Annotated in this window: 17 protein-coding genes and 1 pseudogene; 11 read left to right on the top strand and 7 right to left on the bottom strand. The window is 72.1% G+C overall.

The annotated features are described in order from the left end of the window. Positions 1-53 precede the first annotated feature (53 nt). Positions 54-1,250 (bottom strand): pyridoxal phosphate-dependent aminotransferase, encoded by a 1,197-nt coding sequence (locus OG207_RS20630; protein ID WP_329099956.1) that lies wholly within the window; start codon positions 1,248-1,250, stop codon positions 54-56. 761 nt (positions 1,251-2,011) lie between these two features. Here OG207_RS20630 and OG207_RS20625 point away from each other — a divergent pair. The 10 genes from OG207_RS20625 to OG207_RS20580 all read left to right on the top strand — a co-directional run bounded on the left by OG207_RS20625 (position 2,012) and on the right by OG207_RS20580 (position 12,032). Then, complete coding sequence (locus OG207_RS20625) at positions 2,012-2,560, top strand: DUF2617 family protein (RefSeq protein ID WP_329099955.1); 549 nt, start codon at positions 2,012-2,014, stop codon at positions 2,558-2,560. Positions 2,561-2,675: 115 nt separating this feature from the next. Further along, the gene (locus tag OG207_RS20620) at positions 2,676-4,319 is read left to right on the top strand and encodes a polyamine aminopropyltransferase (protein ID WP_329099954.1); all 1,644 of its coding nucleotides are present in this window, start codon (positions 2,676-2,678) and stop codon (positions 4,317-4,319) included. 33 nt (positions 4,320-4,352) lie between these two features. Continuing rightward, a complete protein-coding gene (locus tag OG207_RS20615; protein ID WP_329099951.1) occupies positions 4,353-5,171 on the top strand; it encodes an SRPBCC family protein in 819 nt (272 codons plus the stop codon). 33 nt (positions 5,172-5,204) lie between these two features. Then, positions 5,205-5,993, top strand: coding sequence for an aldose epimerase family protein (locus OG207_RS20610; protein ID WP_329099950.1), 789 nt, complete (start codon positions 5,205-5,207; stop codon positions 5,991-5,993). A gap of 33 nt (positions 5,994-6,026) precedes the next feature. After that, entirely contained in the window at positions 6,027-6,566 is a 540-nt protein-coding gene (pyrE, locus tag OG207_RS20605) for an orotate phosphoribosyltransferase (protein WP_329099949.1), read from the top strand. Positions 6,567-7,032: 466 nt separating this feature from the next. Beyond that, entirely contained in the window at positions 7,033-8,055 is a 1,023-nt protein-coding gene (gene fbaA / locus OG207_RS20600) for a class II fructose-bisphosphate aldolase (RefSeq protein WP_030012792.1), read from the top strand. A gap of 242 nt (positions 8,056-8,297) precedes the next feature. Next, the gene (locus OG207_RS20595; RefSeq protein WP_329099948.1) at positions 8,298-8,711 is read left to right on the top strand and encodes a DUF3151 domain-containing protein; all 414 of its coding nucleotides are present in this window, start codon (positions 8,298-8,300) and stop codon (positions 8,709-8,711) included. Positions 8,712-8,876: 165 nt separating this feature from the next. Beyond that, positions 8,877-9,731, top strand: a complete 855-nt coding sequence (locus OG207_RS20590; protein WP_189743794.1) for a tryptophan 2,3-dioxygenase family protein — start codon at positions 8,877-8,879, stop codon at positions 9,729-9,731. A 37-nt stretch (positions 9,732-9,768) separates the two neighbouring features. After that, a complete protein-coding gene (gene kynU, locus OG207_RS20585; RefSeq protein WP_329099947.1) occupies positions 9,769-10,983 on the top strand; it encodes a kynureninase in 1,215 nt (404 codons plus the stop codon). 170 nt (positions 10,984-11,153) lie between these two features. Beyond that, positions 11,154-12,032, top strand: a complete 879-nt coding sequence (locus OG207_RS20580; protein WP_329099946.1) for an alpha/beta hydrolase family protein — start codon at positions 11,154-11,156, stop codon at positions 12,030-12,032. Positions 12,033-12,072: 40 nt separating this feature from the next. On the opposite strand, the gene OG207_RS20575 is transcribed toward OG207_RS20580, so the two are convergent. From OG207_RS20575 to OG207_RS20550, 6 genes and pseudogenes are all read right to left on the bottom strand, one after another. Next, positions 12,073-13,026, bottom strand: coding sequence for a hypothetical protein (locus tag OG207_RS20575; protein ID WP_329099945.1), 954 nt, complete (start codon positions 13,024-13,026; stop codon positions 12,073-12,075). Between the two features lie 71 nt (positions 13,027-13,097). Then, on the bottom strand, positions 13,098-14,060 hold the full coding sequence (locus OG207_RS20570; protein ID WP_329099944.1) for an MASE1 domain-containing protein: 963 nt from the start codon (positions 14,058-14,060) through the stop codon (positions 13,098-13,100). Positions 14,061-14,114: 54 nt separating this feature from the next. After that, complete coding sequence (locus tag OG207_RS20565) at positions 14,115-14,354, bottom strand: hypothetical protein (protein ID WP_329099943.1); 240 nt, start codon at positions 14,352-14,354, stop codon at positions 14,115-14,117. A gap of 54 nt (positions 14,355-14,408) precedes the next feature. After that, positions 14,409-15,245, bottom strand: a complete 837-nt coding sequence (locus OG207_RS20560; RefSeq protein WP_329099942.1) for a PP2C family protein-serine/threonine phosphatase — start codon at positions 15,243-15,245, stop codon at positions 14,409-14,411. Between the two features lie 180 nt (positions 15,246-15,425). Continuing rightward, positions 15,426-15,710: pseudogene (locus OG207_RS20555) on the bottom strand (carboxymuconolactone decarboxylase family protein); the annotation flags it as partial. A 73-nt stretch (positions 15,711-15,783) separates the two neighbouring features. Continuing rightward, complete coding sequence (locus OG207_RS20550; protein WP_329099941.1) at positions 15,784-17,067, bottom strand: adenylosuccinate synthase; 1,284 nt, start codon at positions 17,065-17,067, stop codon at positions 15,784-15,786. A 184-nt stretch (positions 17,068-17,251) separates the two neighbouring features. On the opposite strand from OG207_RS20550, the gene OG207_RS20545 reads away from it, so the two are divergent. Continuing rightward, positions 17,252-18,085, top strand: a complete 834-nt coding sequence (locus tag OG207_RS20545; RefSeq protein WP_329107755.1) for a diacylglycerol kinase — start codon at positions 17,252-17,254, stop codon at positions 18,083-18,085. Positions 18,086-18,162: the final 77 nt, after the last annotated feature.

Raw genomic sequence — 18,162 nt, 5'->3', positions numbered from 1 at the left:
CGGGGCCGGTTGGAAGGCCGGCCCCGCGCCCGCACGTCCCCGTGGCCCGCTACTCAGCGAGCCAGTCGACCGAGGCGTTCCACCGCCTCCTGCAAAACCTCCGGCCGCTTGCAGAAGGCCCAGCGGACCTGGGTCCTGCCCGCGGCCTTGTCGTCGTAGAAGACCTGGTTCGGGACGGCGACCACGCCGCATCGTTCCGGGAGGGCGCGGCAGAAGGCGAGGCCGTCCTTCTCGCCGAGCGGGGTGATGTCCGTGGTGATGAAGTACGTGCCCTGCGGGCGGAAGACCTCGAAGCCGGCCGCCGCGAGGCCGTCGGCCAGGAGGTCGCGCTTGGCGGCCAGGTCGGCGCGGAAGTCGTCATAGTAGCTGTCGGGCAGGGCGAGGGCCTCGGCGATCGCGTACTGGAAGGGGCCGGAGGAGACGTAGGTGAGGAACTGCTTCGCCGAACGCACCGCCGTGATCAGCTCCGCGGGCGCGGTGACCCAGCCGACCTTCCAGCCGGTGAACGAGTAGGTCTTTCCGGCGGAGGAAATGGTGACCGTGCGCCCGCGCATGCCCGGGAGGCTCGCCAGGGGGGTGTGGGCGCCCTCGAAGACCAGGTGCTCGTACACCTCGTCCGTGACGACCAGCAGGTCGCGCTCGATCGCCAGTTCGGCGATCGCCGTGAGCTCGGCCGGCGTCAGGACGGTGCCCGTCGGGTTGTGCGGGGTGTTCAGGAGCAGCAGGCGGGTGCGCGGGGTGACGGCGGCGCGCAGTTCGTCCAGGTCGAGGGCGAAGGCTCCGGCGTGCGGGCGCAGGGTGACGGGGACGCGTACCGCGCCGGCCATGGCGATGCAGGCCGCGTACGAGTCGTAGTACGGCTCCAGGGCGATGACCTCGTCGCCCGGTTCCAGGAGGGCGAGGAGGGAGGCGGCGATGGCTTCCGTGGCGCCCGCCGTGACGAGGACCTCGGTGTCGGGGTCGTGGTCGAGCCCGTAGAAGCGGTGCTGGTGCGCGGCGATCGCGGTGCGCAGCTCCGGGACGCCCGGGCCCGGTGGGTACTGGTTGCCGAGTCCCGTGAGGACCGCGCGGGAGGCAGCCTCGGCGATCTGCGCCGGGCCGTCGGTGTCGGGGAAACCCTGGCCGAGGTTGATCGAACCGGTGCGCGCGGCCAGCGCCGACATCTCCGCGAAGATCGTCGTGCCGAAGGCCGCCAGGCGGCGGTTCAGGAAGGGGCGGTCGCTGCCCACGGGTGTGCTCATGGTCGTCATCCTGAGGGCAACCTCTGGACTTCCTCAAGTGTGCTTTGGGTCGCGCGGCCCGGGGGCATTCCCCCTTCACGCGGGACGCGGGGATCCCGCTCCCCCGGGACGACCGGGGTGTGAGAGAGGTGGCGAACATGGGGTTCGTCTTGGTTGTGATCCTGCTCTTCGTCGCGGCGTACTTCCTGACCAAGCTGGTCCGCTCGTCCGCGGGGCGGGGCCCGTCCACGAGGCGGGGCTCGTACCGGCGGCGTCGCGTGCACGGCCACAGCAGCTGGTGGACGGGTGACGGCGGTTCTTCGGGGGGCGGCTGCGGATCCTCCTCGTCGTGCGGGGGATCGTCCTCCTCGTGCGGCGGGGGTGGCGGGTGCGGTGGCGGTTCCAGCTGACACGGGGGCAGCTCCAGCCGGCACAGGGGCAGTGCGAGGCTTCGGCCCGGCACGTGCGAAACACCTGCGCGACGTCGCGTGGACGAGGGCGTTCGGCGGTCCGACTACCGCCCGGCGCCCTCTTGTTCGCCGATGCATGACGACGCGCGGGACGCAACTTCTTGAACACGTGAACTGCGGAGCCCCCGGGGGGATGTAAACCCCGTCAAGTTGGGTAAAAACGCTGTGAGTGCCGTGCCTTTCATGATTCCCTCGGTTGAGTAGACCAGTCCTCGGACCTCCCGGGACTTCCTGTGGACCCGTGCCGGTGTCCCCCCACCCGTGCTTGCTACCGCTGGCGGGCCCCGGCCCATCTCCCTCGCGCGTTTGCGGAGCCGACTCATGCTCACGACCCTCCAGACCTCATACACCGACACGCGTGCCGCCGATCTCGCCTGGGCGCTGGGTCGGGACCGGTTGCCCGCCCTGGCCGTACTGAACCTCGAACTTTCGGGGGCGAAGGTGGAGTTGCGCCTGCTCGGGGCGTCCCACCAGGTGCTCCTGGAGGAGGGGGAGGTGCTCTGCTCGGAGACCGTCGCCTGTATGCCCGGCAGTAGTACGCCGCTGCCGCTCGGCGTGGCCAAGCGGGTGGGCGACTGGGAGTACGAGTTCGCCGCGCGGGTCGAAACCCTCTCCCGAGGCTCCTTCGCCGGGCGGGCACAGGAGTTGCTCGCACTGGTGGCGGACCACCCGAACGGACTAGCGGGGACCTTTCCCGGAAGTCCGTACGCCTTCACCGCCATGCTCGCGCAGCGCTACGAGGGCCAGGTGCTCTGGCGGACCTGGCACGCGTACCCGCAGGAGGGGCAGCTGGTGGCCACCCGGACGCGGGTGGGCATGCGGATCGGGGCGCCCGCGGCGACGGCTCTGGAATCGCCCGCGCTGACCTAGCGGGTGCCGGGGCGCGATTATCCCGCCACGGTTACGCCAACTGGCCGGATCAGTACGCCACTTACACCCATGTGGGTGACCGGATGTGGGTGAGTGGTGACGTACGGTTCGCTGCATGATCGACCGTTCCGTCCCGCGCCGGGTGCTCCCGGCTCCGGATCCCCGGGGCGCCGCGACCGCCCAGGCGGCCCTGCCCGTACGGCCCCGGACCGGCCGACTCCTCGTCCTGGCCACCGTGTTCGTCTGCGCCGCCTGCGGGCTCGTGTACGAGCTGGAGCTGCTCGCCCTCGGCACCTACCTCGTCGGCGACTCCGTCACCCAGGCGTCGGTCGTGCTGTCCGTCATGGTCTTCGCCATGGGCGTCGGCTCCCTGCTCGCCAAGCGCTTCCGCCACCGGCCCGCTTTCGGATTCGGCGCCATCGAGGCCGGGCTGGCCCTCCTCGGCGGGCTGTCGGCCATAGCGCTGTACGCGAGCTTCGCCTGGCTGGGGGAGTCCCGCCCCGCGCTCGTCGCCTTCTCCTTCGCCATCGGGGTGCTCATCGGCGCGGAGATCCCGCTGCTGATGGTCCTCATCCAGCGCATCCGCAGACAGGACGCGGGCGGCGCCGTCGCCGACCTGTTCGCCGCCGACTACGTGGGCGCACTCGTCGGCGGCCTCGCCTTCCCCTTCCTGCTGCTCCCGGTGCTCGGTCAGCTCACCGGTGCCATGGTCACCGGCACCGTCAACGTGATCGTCGGCGGCGGGCTGGTCCTGTGGCTGTTCCGCCGGGACCTGAGCCGGCGCTGCCGCTGGCTGCTGATCGGCGCGAACGTGACCGTACTGGCCGTGCTCGCCGCCGCGACCGTCCTCGCCGACGACTTCGAGCGGACCGCCCGGCGCGCCGTCTACGGCGGGGAGGTGCGGGTCGCCGTCCAGACCGGGGTGCAGGAGCTGGTGCTCACCGGGCCGCAGACGGGTTCCCCGCGCTCCCTCGACCTCTACCTGGACGGGCGGCTGCGGGTCAGCGGCTACGACGAATACCGCTACCACGAGGCCCTGGTCCACCCCGCGATGACCGGCCCGCACGCCCGCGTCCTGGTCCTCGGCGGCGGCGACGGGCTCGCCGCGCGCGAGGTGCTCCGCTACCGGGACGTCTCCTCCGTCACCGTCGTCGAAATCGACCCCGGCGTGGTCCGCCTCGCCCGCACCGATCCGATGCTCTCCGCGCTCAACGCCCGGGTCTACGAGGACCCGCGGCTCGCCGTCGTCACGCAGGACGCCTTCCGCTGGCTGCGGGGGCCGGCCGCCGACGACCGCTTCGACGTCATCGTCTCCGACCTCCCCGACCCGGGCATCACTCCCAGTACGAAGCTGTACTCGCAGGAGTTCTACGGGCTGGCCGCGCGGGCCCTGCGCCCCGGGGGCCGCATCGCCGTGCACGCCGGACCGCTGGCCACGCGCCCGCGCTCGTACTGGACCGTCGACTCCACCCTCCGCGCGGCCGGACTGCGCACCGCGCCCTACAGCGCGGGCGGCCGCCTCACGGGCTTCGCCGCCGGACCCGACCGCACCCCCCACGGCGCGACCGACGCACCACCGCAGGACTGGGGTTTCGTCCTGGCCGCCAAGGACCAGGACCCGCCCCTGCGGGTGGACCGCGACACGCCCGCGCTGCGCTCGCTGTCGACCCGCTCCCTGCAGGACGCCGCACGCGACGCGGAACGCACCCGGGTGCCCGGATTGCCGCCGTCGACGCTGCCGCACCCGCGGTATTCGTGACCCGGTGCGGGTCTCGTCGGTAGGCTCGACCACATGGAGCATCAGGTGTTCGTTCCGGTACCGGCAGACCATCTCCGCGCCGTGCTGCGCGACCCCGCCCGGGTGGCCCGGTGTGTGCCGGGACTCCAGCAGGACGCCGACACCGATGCCGGGCCGGTCTCCGGCCGGCTGAAGGTCCGGGTCGGCGGGAGCACCGTGACCTACCGGGGCGCCCTGACCGTCACCGAGGGCGACCCCGGGCACTTCGCCTTCGCGGGCGAGGGCACCGAGGCCAGGGGCAGCGGGACCGTGAAGTTCGCCCTCGACCTGCGGCTGACCCCGGTCCCGGACGGGACCCGGCTGGACTTCAGCACCGAGGCCACTGCCGACGGGCGCGCCGCAGGCTTCCCGCCCGAGGCCGCGGCCACCGCCGTGCGGCGGCTGCTGGACCGGGCCGCCGGCCTGCTGGCCCTCGGCTCCGCGCCCGACGCCGTGGGCGACCCGGTGGCCGAAGCCGAGGAAGCGGAGGGAGGAGCGGGGCCCGGGTTCGTCGAGGACGCCAGCACCGAGGTCACCGCCTCCCTCTTCGAGACCGACGTACCGCCATCGTCCCTGGACCCCTTCCTGGCCGGCCGGTTCGAGGGCTCCGACGGAGCCCCGCGGCCCCCGGCCGAAGCCGCCCACGCCCGCCGCACCATGATCGGCCGCAGCGCGGAGGAGGTGGACCACGCACCGCCGCGCGGCCGGTACGCCCCGGTCCCCGCGCCCGCTTCCGCCGGCGCCGGCGACAGCCTGCGCTGGATCGCCCCGGCCGCCGCCTTCGCGCTCGCCTCGGCCGTGGTCATCGGCCGAGCCCTGCGGCGCCGTCGCTGATCAGCGGGTCCCGGTCGCATTAGGGTCGACCGCATGAGTACGCAACTGAGCGCCAGCGGCGCCGAGGTGACGGTCGACCAGCAGAACGGCTGCCGGATCAGCAGCCTGCGCATCGACGGAACGGAACTGCTGCGCCAGGGGCCGAGGTTCGGGGCCTTCCCGATGGTCCCCTGGTGCGGCAGGACGGCGAACGGGCAGTTCCGCGACGGCGCGAACGTCCATCAGATGCCGCTCAACCACCCGCCGCACGCGCTGCACGGCTTCGGTCGCGACTCGCCCTGGCGCCCGGCCGGGGCCACCGCCACCGAGGCCGCCTTCGCCTACGACCTCGCCGACCCGTGGCCGTACCCCGGCCGGGTGACCCAGGTCGTCACGCTCACCGAGGACTCGCTGACCCTCACCATGGGCGTCGAGACGTACGGGGACTCCTTCCCGGCCCAGGTCGGCTGGCACCCCTGGTTCCTGCGCAACCTGGGGGCCGGAGGCCCGGACGCGGAAGTCTCCTTCGAGCCCGCGTGGCAGGAGGAGCGCGGCGCCGACCACATCCCGACCGGCAACCGCATCGACCCGAAGCCCCGCCCCTGGGACGACTGCTTCGGCATGCCGCACGGCGTCGACGTCACCCTCACCTGGCCCGGCGCCCTCGCACTGCGGGTCACCAGTCGCGCCGAATGGGTGGTCATCTACGACGAGGAGCCCGAGGCCGTCTGCGTGGAGCCCCAGTCGGGTCCGCCGAACGGGCTGAACACCCTCCCGCGCCTGGTCACCCCGGTGGATCCGTTGGAAGTCTCCACCACCTGGACGTGGCGCCGACTCGGCTAGGCCGTCTTCTCGGCCCCCTCTAAGCTCAGGGGCATGAGTGACGTACGCGATGCGCTTCTGCAGCAGATCAAGGACAAGGCCGTCGTGCACGGCAAGGTGACCCTCTCCTCCGGCCTCGAGGCCGACTACTACATCGACCTCCGCCGGATCACCCTCGACGGCGAGGCGGCCCCGCTGGTCGGCCAGGTCATGCTCGACCTCACGGCCGACCTCGACTTCGACTGCGTCGGCGGCCTGACCCTGGGCGCCGACCCGGTCGCGACCTCGATGCTGCACGCCTCCGCGGCGCGCGGCGAGCGCCTGGACGCCTTCGTCGTCCGCAAGGCGCAGAAGGCCCACGGCATGCAGCGCCGCATCGAGGGCACCGACGTGAAGGGCAAGCGCTGCCTGGTGGTCGAGGACACCTCGACCACCGGCGGGTCCCCGCTGACCGCCGTCGAGGCGGTCCGCGAGGCCGGCGGCGAGGTCGTCGCCGTCGCCACGATCGTCGACCGCGGTGCGGCCGGTGCGATCGCCGCAGCGGGCCTGCCCTACCTCACCGGATACCTCCTCGAGGACCTCGGCCTCGCCTAGGCGGTCCCTTTCGGATCTTGCCAGGTACGCGATGCCCGGCACGACGCCCGGCAGCGTTGTCGGGGCGCGCCCGAGTACGTCCAGTACGCGGTGCGCCCTCCGCCTCGCCATGCACGGCACCGGCGCTGCCCCGGGCACCGGCCCGGCTCCGTTTTGCTCCTGAGCGGGCCCAGACACCGCCCCGAGCCCGCCCGGGTCAGCTCCGATCCAGCCTCTGTCCTGCGCCGTCCGGCCACATCGAGAACTGGTGACGGTGCTCCTGGGCCGCCCCTAGGGCATGCCTGACCTGCCCTTTCCCGGGCGCCCGGGGTGTTTCACGTGAAACACCCCGGGCCGTTCGCCCAGCACGTGAGACCGGCAGTCTGGACCCCTGCGCTGAGTCTGGAAAGATAGGCGCGACGATGACGTCGCCCCCAGGTCAGGGCCCGCAAGAAGCACACTCCCCGCACAACCAAGGAGCCGGCAGATGCCCATCGCAACCCCCGAGGTCTACAACGAGATGCTCGACCGGGCGAAGGCAGGCAAGTTCGCCTACCCGGCCATCAACGTGACCTCCTCCCAGACCCTGCACGCTGCCCTGCGCGGCTTCGCGGAGGCCGAGAGCGACGGCATCATCCAGATCTCCACCGGTGGTGCGGAGTTCCTGGGTGGCCAGCACAACAAGGACATGGTCACGGGCGCGGTCGCCCTGGCCGAGTTCGCGCACATCGTGGCCGCCAAGTACGACATCACGGTCGCCCTGCACACGGACCACTGCCCGAAGGACAAGCTGGACGGCTACGTACGTCCGCTGCTCGACATCTCCGCCGAGCGCGTGGCCCGCGGTCTGAACCCGCTCTTCCAGTCGCACATGTGGGACGGCTCCGCCGAGACCCTGGCCGACAACCTGGCCATCGGTCAGGAGCTGCTCGCCAAGGCCGTCGCCGCCAAGATCATCCTTGAGGTCGAGATCACTCCGACCGGCGGCGAGGAGGACGGCGTCAGCCACGAGATCAACGACGAGCTGTACACCACCGTCGACGACGCGATCCGCACCGCCGAGGCCCTCGGCCTGGGCGAGAAGGGCCGCTACCTGCTTGCCGCCTCCTTCGGCAACGTCCACGGCGTCTACAAGCCGGGCAACGTCGTCCTGCGCCCCGAGCTCCTCAAGGACCTCCAGGCCGGTGTCGCCGAGAAGTACGGCAAGGCTTCCCCGTTCGACTTCGTCTTCCACGGCGGCTCGGGCTCCACGGCCGAGGAGATCGCCACCGCGCTGGAGAACGGCGTCGTGAAGATGAACCTCGACACCGACACCCAGTACGCCTTCACCCGCCCGGTCGTGGACCACATGTTCAGCAACTACGCCGGTGTGCTGAAGGTCGACGGCGAGGTCGGCACGAAGTCGAAGTACGACCCCCGCACCTGGGGCAAGGCCGCCGAGGCGGGCATGGCCGCGCGCGTCGCCGAGGCGTGCGCGAACCTGCGCTCCACCGGCACCAAGCTGAAGTAGTCGCCCACGGCGAGCCACACCGCAGGGCCCGGCCCCGTCCCACGACGGAAGCCGGGCCCTGCGGCGTTCCCCGCGGCGGTGCGGGGCTGCGTGCCAGTGCATGCGGCGGGGTGGCGACAGCGAGGGGGACAGCGGGTTTTGCGGACCACCGCACCCGGCCGTGTGCCTGACGCGGCAGCGGTGCGGGGCTGCGGGCCGGTGCATGCGGTTTTGCGGACCACCGCACCCGGCAAACTGGGGGCATGTCCATTCACCAGAACCTGCTCGGGGGCCCCGCCCCCACCCACCTGCCCGACGAGCCCGGCCGCGAGGCCATCGACGCCGGCACCCCCGCCGTCGAGGTGGCGGCCGCGCACCCCACGTCGTCCCTCGCCTGGGCGATCCTCGCCGACGAGGCCTTCGCCGCCGGCAGCACGGTGGAGTCGTACGCCTACGCCCGTACGGGCTACCACCGCGGCCTCGACGCGCTGCGCCGCGCCGGATGGAAGGGGCACGGCCCGGTGCCGTGGGAGCACGAGCCGAACCGCGGCTTCCTGCGCGCCCTGCACGCCCTGGCCCGCGCGGCCGAGGCGATCGGCGAGAAGGAGGAGTACGAGCGCTGCTCGACCTTCCTGCGCGACTCGTCGCCGACGGCCGCGGACACGCTGAGCGCCTGATTCCGTACGGCGGGGAGTGACACGCACGAAATTGTGTGGTCTGTGTCACTCTCCGCTGGAGCGTCGGCGCGACGGTGTCCTATGCTGCGGGCAGGGGACCGGGGCTCCACTCACCTCACGGAAGGGGCGGACCGCTACCCGGAAGCACGTGTCGAGGAGACAGCGATGTCGAAAACCCTTGATGCCTCCGGAGTCGGCGGGTCGGAAACCCCGAACCTCGACTTCGATGGCACGACCCCGTACGAGGACTACGTCCAGGCGGACGTCCTCACCCACCTCCAGCACCTCCGCTCGGACGACCCGGGCGAGATGGTCTTCCTGGTCACGACCCAGGTCATGGAGCTGTGGTTCACGGTCATCGTCCACGAGTGGGAAACCGCCGCGAAGGCCCTGCGCGAGGACCGGATCCCGGTCGCGATGGATGCGCTGAAACGTTCCCTCCGTGAGCTGGAGGCCCTCAACGCCTCCTGGCGCCCGCTCGCCCAACTCACCCCGGGACAGTTCAACGCCTACCGCGCCGCCCTCGGCGAAGGTTCCGGTTTCCAGTCGGCGATGTACCGCCGGATGGAGTTCCTGCTCGGCGAGAAGTCCTCCTCCATGCTGGTCCCGCACCGGGGCGCCCCGCGCGTCCACGCGGAGCTGGAGAAGGCCCTGCACGAGCCCAGCCTCTACGACGAGGTGCTGCGCCTGCTCGCCCGCCGCGGCCTGCCGGTCCCGGACGCCGTCCTGAACCGCGACCTGTCGCTGCGCTACGAGCCCTCGGCCGAGGTCGAGGCCGTCTGGACGGGGCTGTACGCCGCCCCGGACGACAACGAGACCGTGGACCTGCACCGCCTCGGCGAGGTCCTCACGGATGTCGCGGAGCTCGTCTGGCGCTGGCGCAACGACCACCTGGTGGCCACCCGCCGCGCGATGGGCGCGAAGACGGGCACGGGCGGCTCGGCCGGCGTGACCTGGCTGGAGAAGCGCGCGACGAAGAACGTCTTCCCGGAGCTCTGGACGGCCCGCAGCTATGTCTGACAACTCCACTGACATAGCGACGGACATGGCGGCGGACATGGCGGCAGACCCTTCGGCGGACGTGTCGGCGGACCTGCGCAGCCGTGCGGCCGAGCTGGACGCCGCCGACGCGCTCGCGAAGCTCCGCGAGCGCTTCACCCTCCCCGACGGGGTCGTCTACCTGGACGGCAACTCCCTCGGCGCCCTCCCGGCCGGTGTCGCGGACACCACCGCCGACGTCGTCGCCAGGCAGTGGGGCGAGCTCCTCATCCGGTCCTGGGACGAGAGCGGTTGGTGGACCGCGCCCGAGCGGATCGGCGACAAGGTCGCCCCGCTCATCGGCGCGGCCCCCGGCCAGGTGGTCGTCGGTGACTCCACCAGCGTCAACCTCTTCAAGGCACTGGTCGGCGCCGCCCGTCTCGCGGCACCCGGTCGGACGAAGCTGCTGGTCGACGCCGCCACCTTCCCCACCGACGGCTACATCGCGCAGTCGGCGGCCCGGATGACGGGCCTGACCGTCGTCCCGGTGGACCCCTCGCACGCGGCCGGGGCCATGGACGAGGACACCGCCGTGGTGCTCCTCAACCACGTCGACTACCGCAGCGGACGGCTCCACGACCTGCCCGCCCTCACCGCGGCGGCCCGCGCCGTCGGGGCGGTCACGGTCTGGGACCTGTGCCACTCCGCCGGGGCCCTTCCCGTTGGCCTCGACGAACACGCCGTCGACCTCGCGGTGGGCTGTACGTACAAGTACCTCAACGGCGGCCCCGGCGCGCCCGCGTACCTGTACATCGCCGCCCGCCACCAGGCCGGATTCGACTCCCCGCTCCCGGGCTGGAACGGCCACGCGGATCCGTTCGCGATGACCCCGACCTTCGAGGCGGCCCGGGGCGCGACCCGCGGGCGCGTCGGCACGCCGGACATCCTGTCCATGCTGGCCCTGGAGTCGGCGCTCGACGCCTGGGACGGGGTGTCCGTCGAAGACGTACGGGCCAAGTCCCTCGCCCTGACCGACTTCTTCCTCGAATGCGTGGCGGCGTACGTCCCGCAGGGCCGGGTCGAGTCGGTCACCCCGGCCGAGCACGGCCACCGCGGGAGCCAGATCTCGCTGCGGACCGAGAACGCCCGCGAGGTCATGGGAGAGCTGATCTCCCGCGGCGTCATCGGCGACTTCCGGGCACCCGACGTCCTGCGCTTCGGCTTCACGCCGCTCTACGTCGGTTTCGCCGACGCCGAGCGTGCCGCGCGGACACTGGGTCACATTTTCGGGTGACCCGGTAGCGAAACGTCACATCACCGGGCGGACGGGGCTTTGGCCCCGTCCGCCCGGTCATATTCCGGTCCCCGCAGGGAAGTGCCTGTTCCAGACTGATACGGTCCCGCTCTGCCGGAACTCCGGACATCTGTCCCCGCTGTCCCACGCGTTACCGAGAGGTTGAGCCGATGACGGACCCCGCCGCAGTGGAACGGGATGCCGCGGAGGCCGCCTCGGCCTTCGCCCACCCGACCGTGGCGCCGGACGCGACCGCCGCGTACGGGGAACACCCCGACCACGTCGTCGACTTCTACGCCCCGCGCGGCGACGCCAAGGAGCCGGCCCCGCTCGTGGTGTTGCTGCACGGGGGCGCCTGGCGGTCCCCGTACGACCGGCAACACCTCACGCCGTTCGCCGACTTCCTGGCCCGCCGGGGTTTCGCCGTCGCCAACGTCGAGTACCGGCGCGGCAGTTCCCTCCCGCACCAGAACGCCGAGGCGCCGGTCGCCGGGCGCTGGCCGGAGACCTTCGACGACGTCGCCGCCGCGATGGACGCCCTGCCGGGGCTGGTGGCCGGCGCGCTCCCGCAGGCCGATGTCCGCCGCACGGTCGTCACCGGCCACTCGGCCGGCGGCCACCTCGCACTGTGGGCCGCGGCCCGGCACGTGCTCCCGACCGGCTCCCCGTGGCGGCTGCCCGCCCCGCCGATGCTGCGGGGCGTGGTGGCGCTGGCCCCGATCGCGGACTTCGCGGTGGCGGAGGAACTGGGCGTGTGCGGCGGCGCGAGCGCGCAGCTGCTGGGCGGGGCCGACCACTGGGACGAGCGGCTGCCGCACGCCGATCCGGCGGCGCTGCTGCCGACGGGGATCGCCACGGCGGTGGTCCAGGGCCGGGACGACATCGTGGTCCCGCCGCAGGTGGCCGAGGCGTACGTGGCGGCGGCCGCGAAGGCGGGGGAGATGGTCGGACTGACCCTGCTGGACGCGGTCGGTCACTTCCCGCTGATCGACCCGGCGGCGGACGCGTGCGCGGTGGTCGCCGAGGAGATCTCGCAGCTCGCCTGGTAGCGCCCGGCGGCGCGGCCCACCGCCGCGGCCGGGCCGGTGCTCAGCAGTCGTAGCTGTGGGCGTACGGGGTGTCCGGGCAGCTGCGGCAGACGAAGAAGTACATGCCGCCGAGGTCTCCCATGTCCATGCCGTGCCCGAACCCGTCCACGGCGGCGGGGTCCGCCTCGGCCCGCCACGACGGGGTCGTGGCCCCTTCCTGGCCGGGGTCCCGGTCGTCCAGGGGAAGCCAACGGCCCGCGCCCGGTTCGGTCGCGGTGACGCTGAGCAGGTGTTGCATACGGGTGCCGCAGCCCGTGCAGTCGGGCCAGTGGGGCGGCTGGGTCCACCCCGGGTAGCCGCCGACCTTGCTCTGCTGCGTGGTGGCCACGTCGAAGTAGCCGTAGCCCCGCTCCTCTTGGAAGGCCTCGAACCGCTCGGCGAGCAGATCGCCGAGCCCCTCGGGCATGTCCCAGTTCGGGTATTCCACCGCGGGGGTGGGGGACACCGTGCACGGGCGGGGCAGGAACTCCTCCTCGACGGTGTGCGGGCGGGGCGGTTCCCCGAGGACGGCACCCGCGGCCGTCGTCGTCGCGCTGCGCCAGAGCAGCCGCGGGGCGGCCGCGTACGGGGCGGACTCGTGGACCAGCGGGCACCACAGGATCTGCAACAGGTCGGTTCCGGCCGGGAAGACCAGGCCCGGCACGTCCCGTGCGTACAGCTGGACCACCGGGAGCATCGCGACCGGCTCGGGTCCGACGGGCGGGCTGAGCGGCTTGTAGTGGCCCGGTTCGGCGCACATCGGCCACGGCTCGTCCGCCGGCCACAGCAGCGGCCCGCCGAGGGAGCTGTCACCGGGGCCCGGTCGGCCTGCCCGCGGGTAGAGCAGGGTGACCTCGCGGGCCGAGCCGGTCAGTTCCGGGAAGACCGCCTCCACGTCGAAGGGGATCGGTGCGAGCGGCCGGGGCCCGGCCGGCCGGGCCTGAGCGGTGGTCTGCTGTGGATGCCCCGACGGCATGGACGCCCCCCTTGATCGTGTCGCGCGTCACGACCCTAACCCCCGCCTCTGACAGCCGGCCGGCCACAGCACTAGCGATCCGGTTTGCCCGGGGCCAGCTGTTCCACCAGTTCGGCCAGGTCCTCGCAGACCTGCTCGATCTTCAGGCGGACGTTGTTCTGCTCGGTGACCAGGGCCGACAGCAGTAGCCCGGTCAGGGCCGCCGCACCGTTGAAGCCCTGGAGGTTGATCATGACTTCGAGGAGGGTGTGGTGGGCGAACGGCCCGGCGTGGGCGGTTGCCGCGGCGATCGTCAGGACCGACACCAGCAGGGTGATCGGAGCGCTCCCGGCGAGCTGGAAGCGTACGGCCGCCCAGATGATCAGAGGGAAGACGAGGAAGAGCAGCGAGAGGGGGCTCCGGGTGGCCACGAGCGTGACGGCGACGGCGGCGACCACCAGGGCCGCCGCCTCGGCCGCACGGTAGCCCTCCCGGGGCCGCCGGACCGTCAGGAGCCGGCCCAGGACGAGCAGGAGCGGGGTCACCACGAGCACGCCCATCGCGTCCCCGGCCCACCAGGCCGACCAGACCGGCCAGAACTGCGACATCGGCAGGTCCCCGGTGAGCACCAGCGTCCAGGTCCCGACCGTCGCGCTGATCAGCATGGGCAGCAGACCGCCCAGGAAGACCAGCGCCAGGGCGTCCCGCAGCCGGTCCATCTCGGTACGGAAACCCACCCGGCGCAGCATCAGGTACGCGCAGACGGGGGCGAGGACGTTCCCCGCGACGATGATCAGGCCCGGCGGGTCGAAATCGGTGATCTGCTCGATGGTGAGGTACGTACCGAGCGCGATCCCCGGCCACGCCCGCAGGCCCAGCCAGAGCAGGGAGGTCACCGCGATGCCCGTCGGCAGCCACAGGGGCGTGACCTCGGCGCCGTTGACGACGACGCGCTGGTGCAGGCCGATCAGTCCGCCCAGGTAGTAGGCGACGGCGACGGCGAGGATCGGCAGCAGAGCTGCGGGTAGACGTCGCCATCCCTCGGTGCGCACCACAGCATCAGACAACAGCCCGGCGCCCCCGCGGGCCGTGACACGCGCGAGGCCCTGTTACCGGCCGAGCCAACGGAACTGAATGTCGTCCGGCTCGTCCCGACGCTCCAGCACTCCCGCCGCCGTCAACTGCACAAGTACCTCGTGCAGTGCGTTCCCCAACGGGTTGTCGGTCCAGAACACCCACTTGACCTGCGTGAACGTCTCGGTCTCGGGGAAAATCCCCAGCGAGCGGCCCACCTCGAAGGCAGCGCCGTCCCAGTGGTTCCAGTCAGCCAAGCTCTCGGACAGATCCATGAGGAGATCGTGGCAGCACGCCCTCGAAGTCGGTAAACGTTTTCGGTCGCGGCGCTAGCCCGACTCTTCCGGATCGGGCCGGGCGTCGTGGCTGAGCACGAGCACGGCGGCGTCATCGGCGTGGCCGGTGGAGTCGGCCACCTTCATCACCTCGCTGGCCAACTCGTCCGGATCGGTGCCCGCGGCCTCCCGCACGACCCCGGCCACCCGCTCCAGCCCCACCTCGATCGGGAACTTCGGACCCTCCACCACGCCGTCGGTGAGCAGCACGATCGACCCCGCCTGCGTCAGCCGGCGCCGGGTCACCGCGTACCCCGCCCCGGACACCAGGTTCAGCGGCGGGCCGCCGTCGTCCTCGGATATGCCGTACGCGCCGTCGACGGTGGCCCAGACCGCCGGAACGTGTCCGGCCCGGGCGGTTTCCAGCTCCTGCGTCTCCGGATCGAAGCGGAGCAGGCTGCAGGTCGCGAAGAGGTCGCGGTCCATGGAGAGCAGCACTTCGTTGGCCCGGCTCAGCACCTCGCCCGGATCGACGACGACGGCGGCCACGGCCCGCAGACAGATCCGTACCTGCCCCATGAAGGCGGCCGCCTCCACGTCGTGCCCCTGGACGTCACCGATGCAGAAGGCGAGCGCACCCTCGGGCAGCCGGAACCCGTCGTACCAGTCGCCGCCGATGTCCAGGCCGTGCCGGGCGGGTGCGTAGCGGGCGGCGGTCCGCAGGCCCGGCAGCGCGGGCAGCGAGGCGGGCAGCATCTCGCTCTGCAGCGCCTCGGCCAGGTCCACCCGGGCCTGCTGCAGCTCCACCCCGCGGCGGGCCTGGTCGGCGAGCCGCCCGAGCGTGCTGAGCAGGTCGGCGCTGGCCGCCCGCGGGGCACGGCGAGGAGTCACGGATCGCTCCGAGGTGCATCCATTCGTCCCTGCTTCCGCTGCGCGAAAAGCTCGTGCACATCATATTTCCGCCCACCCGGAATCCGCTCCCCGAGACCCGCTCCCCGAGCCCCGGCCCGCCCGCAGGCCCCCGCAGCGGCCTCCGGGGGCGTGCGGCGCCCGTGGAAGCCGGTGGGGGCCTCAGCCCCACTGCTCGTCGGCGAGCGAGCCGACCGGCTGCGGCTTGCCGATGACGGCCAGGGCGATGAAGAAGCCGATCTGTCCGATCGCGATGGTGAGGGTGGCGAGGGCCTTCTCGTCGTAGTGCGCGGCGACCTCGGCGTACAGCGCGTCGGTGACCCGCTCGCGGTCGTGCGGGGCGGGCTGGAGGGTGGCCTCCACCAGGGCGAGGGCGGCGCGCTCGGCGGGCGTGAAGTAGGGGGCGTCCTGCCAGGAGGAGACGGCCGTGATGCGCTCGGCCTTTTCGCGCCGCCCCGGAAACGCCGGAGGGGCGGCGGGCGCGGGGTGCGCCTGCCGCCCCTCCGGGGGACCGGGATTTTTAGAGGAAAGAGTTGATCTCGATCGTCTCGGTACGGCCGGGGCCGACGCCGATCGCGGAGATCGGGGCGCCCGACATCTCCTCCAGGGCCTTGACGTAGGCCTGGGCGTTCGCCGGCAGGTCCTCGAAGGTCTTGGCCTTGGTGATGTCCTCGGACCAGCCGGGGAGGTATTCGTAGATCGGCTTCGCGTGGTGGAAGTCCGTCTGCGAGTACGGCAGCTCCTCGACGCGCTTGCCGTCGATCTCGTACGCGACGCAGACCGGGATCTGCTCCCAGCCGGTCAGTACGTCCAGCTTGGTGAGGAAGAAGTCGGTGAGGCCGTTCACACGGGTGGCGTAACGTGCGATCGGCGCGTCGAACCAACCGCAGCGGCGGTCACGTCCGGTGGTCACGCCGCGCTCGCCGCCGATGCGGCGCAGGTCCTCGCCGTCCTGGTCGAACAGTTCGGTCGGGAACGGGCCCGCGCCGACTCGGGTCGTGTAGGCCTTGAGGATGCCGATGACCCGGCTGATCTTCGTCGGGCCCACGCCGGTGCCGGTGCAGGCGCCGCCGGCGGTCGGGTTGGACGAGGTGACGAAGGGATAGGTGCCGTGGTCGACGTCGAGCAGGGTGCCCTGGCCGCCCTCGAACAGCACGACCTTGTCCTCGTCCAGCGCGTTGTTGAGGATCAGGGTGGTGTCGGCGACGTACGGCTTGATCTGCTCCGCGTACTGGAGCATCTCCTCGACGATCTGGGCGGCGTCGATCGCGCGGCGGTTGTAGAGCTTCGCGAGGAGCTGGTTCTTGCCCTCCAGCGCCGCTTCGACCTTCTGGATGAGGATCGACTCGTCGTAGAGGTCCTGGACGCGGATGCCGACGCGGTTGATCTTGTCCGCGTACGTCGGGCCGATGCCGCGACCGGTGGTGCCGATCTTGCGCTTGCCGAGGAAGCGCTCGCCGACCTTGTCGAGGGTGACGTTGTACGGCGTGATCAGGTGCGCGTTGCCGCTGAGGAGCAGCTTGGAGGTGTCGATGCCGCGCTCGTTCAGGCCGCGCAGCTCGGAGAGCAGGACGGCCGGGTCGACGACGACACCGTTACCGATGACCGGGGTGCATCCGGGAGAGAGGATGCCGGAAGGGAGAAGGTGCAGTGCGTACTTCTGGTCGCCCACGACGACCGTGTGGCCGGCATTGTTGCCGCCCTGGTAGCGCACTACATAGTCAACGGATCCACCGAGCAGGTCGGTGGCCTTTCCCTTGCCCTCGTCACCCCACTGAGCTCCGAGCAGCACAAGAGCGGGCACAGGCGTACACCTCTTCCGGATGGGGCATGTCCAAGGTCAGGGGGCGTACGACGATGTACACCGCAGGCTGAGCCGTCGGACCGGTACCCCGGAATAGACGAAGGCCCTGGCGCAATAGCGCAAGGGCCTCTTGCACAAAGATGCTACCCGAGGAAGGACCGAGGTGTCGGCTCCAGAGCCCACCATGAGCCAAGCGGGCGCGCCGGTAGGCGGCCTGCTCGTGCTCGTCGACCCGGTCGCACGCCGTCTCGACGGCGAGTCCGTGCGGATCGCGAAGGATGTGTTGTCAGCGGGCGCGGCAGCGAAAATCTGCCTCCCGGATTCGCAGGAGGAATTTGCGCGGGCGCTCGCCCGCCGGGGTCATAGGCGGCTGGTGATCGTCGGTGACGACCGGGCGCTGGTGCGCGCCGTGGGGCTGCTGCACCGGGAGCGCGGGCTGGGGGAGGGGCCCCTGGCGCTGGTCCCGGTGGGCCCGGTGGGGTCGCTGGGACTGGCGAGGTCCCTCGGCGTGCCGCTTTCGGCCGTTTCGGCGGCCCGGGCGGTCCTCGACGGTGCGGTGCGCACCTGTGACCTGCTGGTCGACGACAGCGACGGAGTGGTGCTCGGCGCGCTGCGGATCCCGCCGGTGCACGGGGTCCCGCGGCCCGCCGGGCCGTCCGTGTGGAGCGCGTACCGCTCGCTGGTGCGGACGCTGGTCCGGCCGGTGGCGGCGGCCGGCGGCGCGGCCACGAGCCGGCACCGGCTGCGGGTCGAGGCCGACGGGGTGCTGCTGGCGGACGTGGACCGGCCCGTGGAGGATGTCTCGGTTCGCACCCGGGACGACGGCGGTGCGGCGGAGGTCGTGGTCCGGACGGGTGGCGGCAGCTCCGCCGAATCGACGGTCACGGCCCGGGCGAAGACGGTGACGGTGTCGGGCGCGGACTTCCGCTACCGGGCGGACGCGGCGCTGACCGGCCCGGTCCGCCGCCGTACGTGGACCCTGCGCCCGGGGGCGTGGACGCTCACCGTGCCCCGGTGACCACACCGGGTACACGGGGTGCGCCGGGTACCCGGTGTGGATACGTCCGCGACCGCTCCGGGCCGCTCCCCGGACCT

The sequence above is a fragment of the Streptomyces sp. NBC_01439 genome (genome assembly GCF_036227605.1).
Classification (GTDB): domain Bacteria; phylum Actinomycetota; class Actinomycetes; order Streptomycetales; family Streptomycetaceae; genus Streptomyces.
This window is presented reverse-complemented; position numbering and strand designations above follow the sequence as displayed.

Bases quoted from the DNA above. Each gene is read 5' to 3' on its own strand.
- OG207_RS20625 (WP_329099955.1), top strand. From the start codon at position 2,012: ATGCTCACGACCCTCCAGACCTCATACACCGACACGCGTGCCGCCGAT.
- OG207_RS20565 (WP_329099943.1), bottom strand. From the start codon at position 14,354: ATGGATCTGTCCGAGAGCTTGGCTGACTGGAACCACTGGGACGGCGCT.
- pyrE (WP_329099949.1), top strand. From the start codon at position 6,027: ATGAGTGACGTACGCGATGCGCTTCTGCAGCAGATCAAGGACAAGGCC.
- OG207_RS20610 (WP_329099950.1), top strand. From the start codon at position 5,205: ATGAGTACGCAACTGAGCGCCAGCGGCGCCGAGGTGACGGTCGACCAG.
- OG207_RS20615 (WP_329099951.1), top strand. From the start codon at position 4,353: ATGGAGCATCAGGTGTTCGTTCCGGTACCGGCAGACCATCTCCGCGCC.
- OG207_RS20545 (WP_329107755.1), top strand. From the start codon at position 17,252: ATGAGCCAAGCGGGCGCGCCGGTAGGCGGCCTGCTCGTGCTCGTCGAC.
- OG207_RS20575 (WP_329099945.1), bottom strand. From the start codon at position 13,026: ATGCCGTCGGGGCATCCACAGCAGACCACCGCTCAGGCCCGGCCGGCC.
- kynU (WP_329099947.1), top strand. From the start codon at position 9,769: ATGGCGGCAGACCCTTCGGCGGACGTGTCGGCGGACCTGCGCAGCCGT.
- fbaA (WP_030012792.1), top strand. From the start codon at position 7,033: ATGCCCATCGCAACCCCCGAGGTCTACAACGAGATGCTCGACCGGGCG.
- OG207_RS20580 (WP_329099946.1), top strand. From the start codon at position 11,154: ATGACGGACCCCGCCGCAGTGGAACGGGATGCCGCGGAGGCCGCCTCG.
- OG207_RS20620 (WP_329099954.1), top strand. From the start codon at position 2,676: ATGATCGACCGTTCCGTCCCGCGCCGGGTGCTCCCGGCTCCGGATCCC.
- OG207_RS20630 (WP_329099956.1), bottom strand. From the start codon at position 1,250: ATGACGACCATGAGCACACCCGTGGGCAGCGACCGCCCCTTCCTGAAC.
- OG207_RS20595 (WP_329099948.1), top strand. From the start codon at position 8,298: ATGTCCATTCACCAGAACCTGCTCGGGGGCCCCGCCCCCACCCACCTG.
- OG207_RS20590 (WP_189743794.1), top strand. From the start codon at position 8,877: ATGTCGAAAACCCTTGATGCCTCCGGAGTCGGCGGGTCGGAAACCCCG.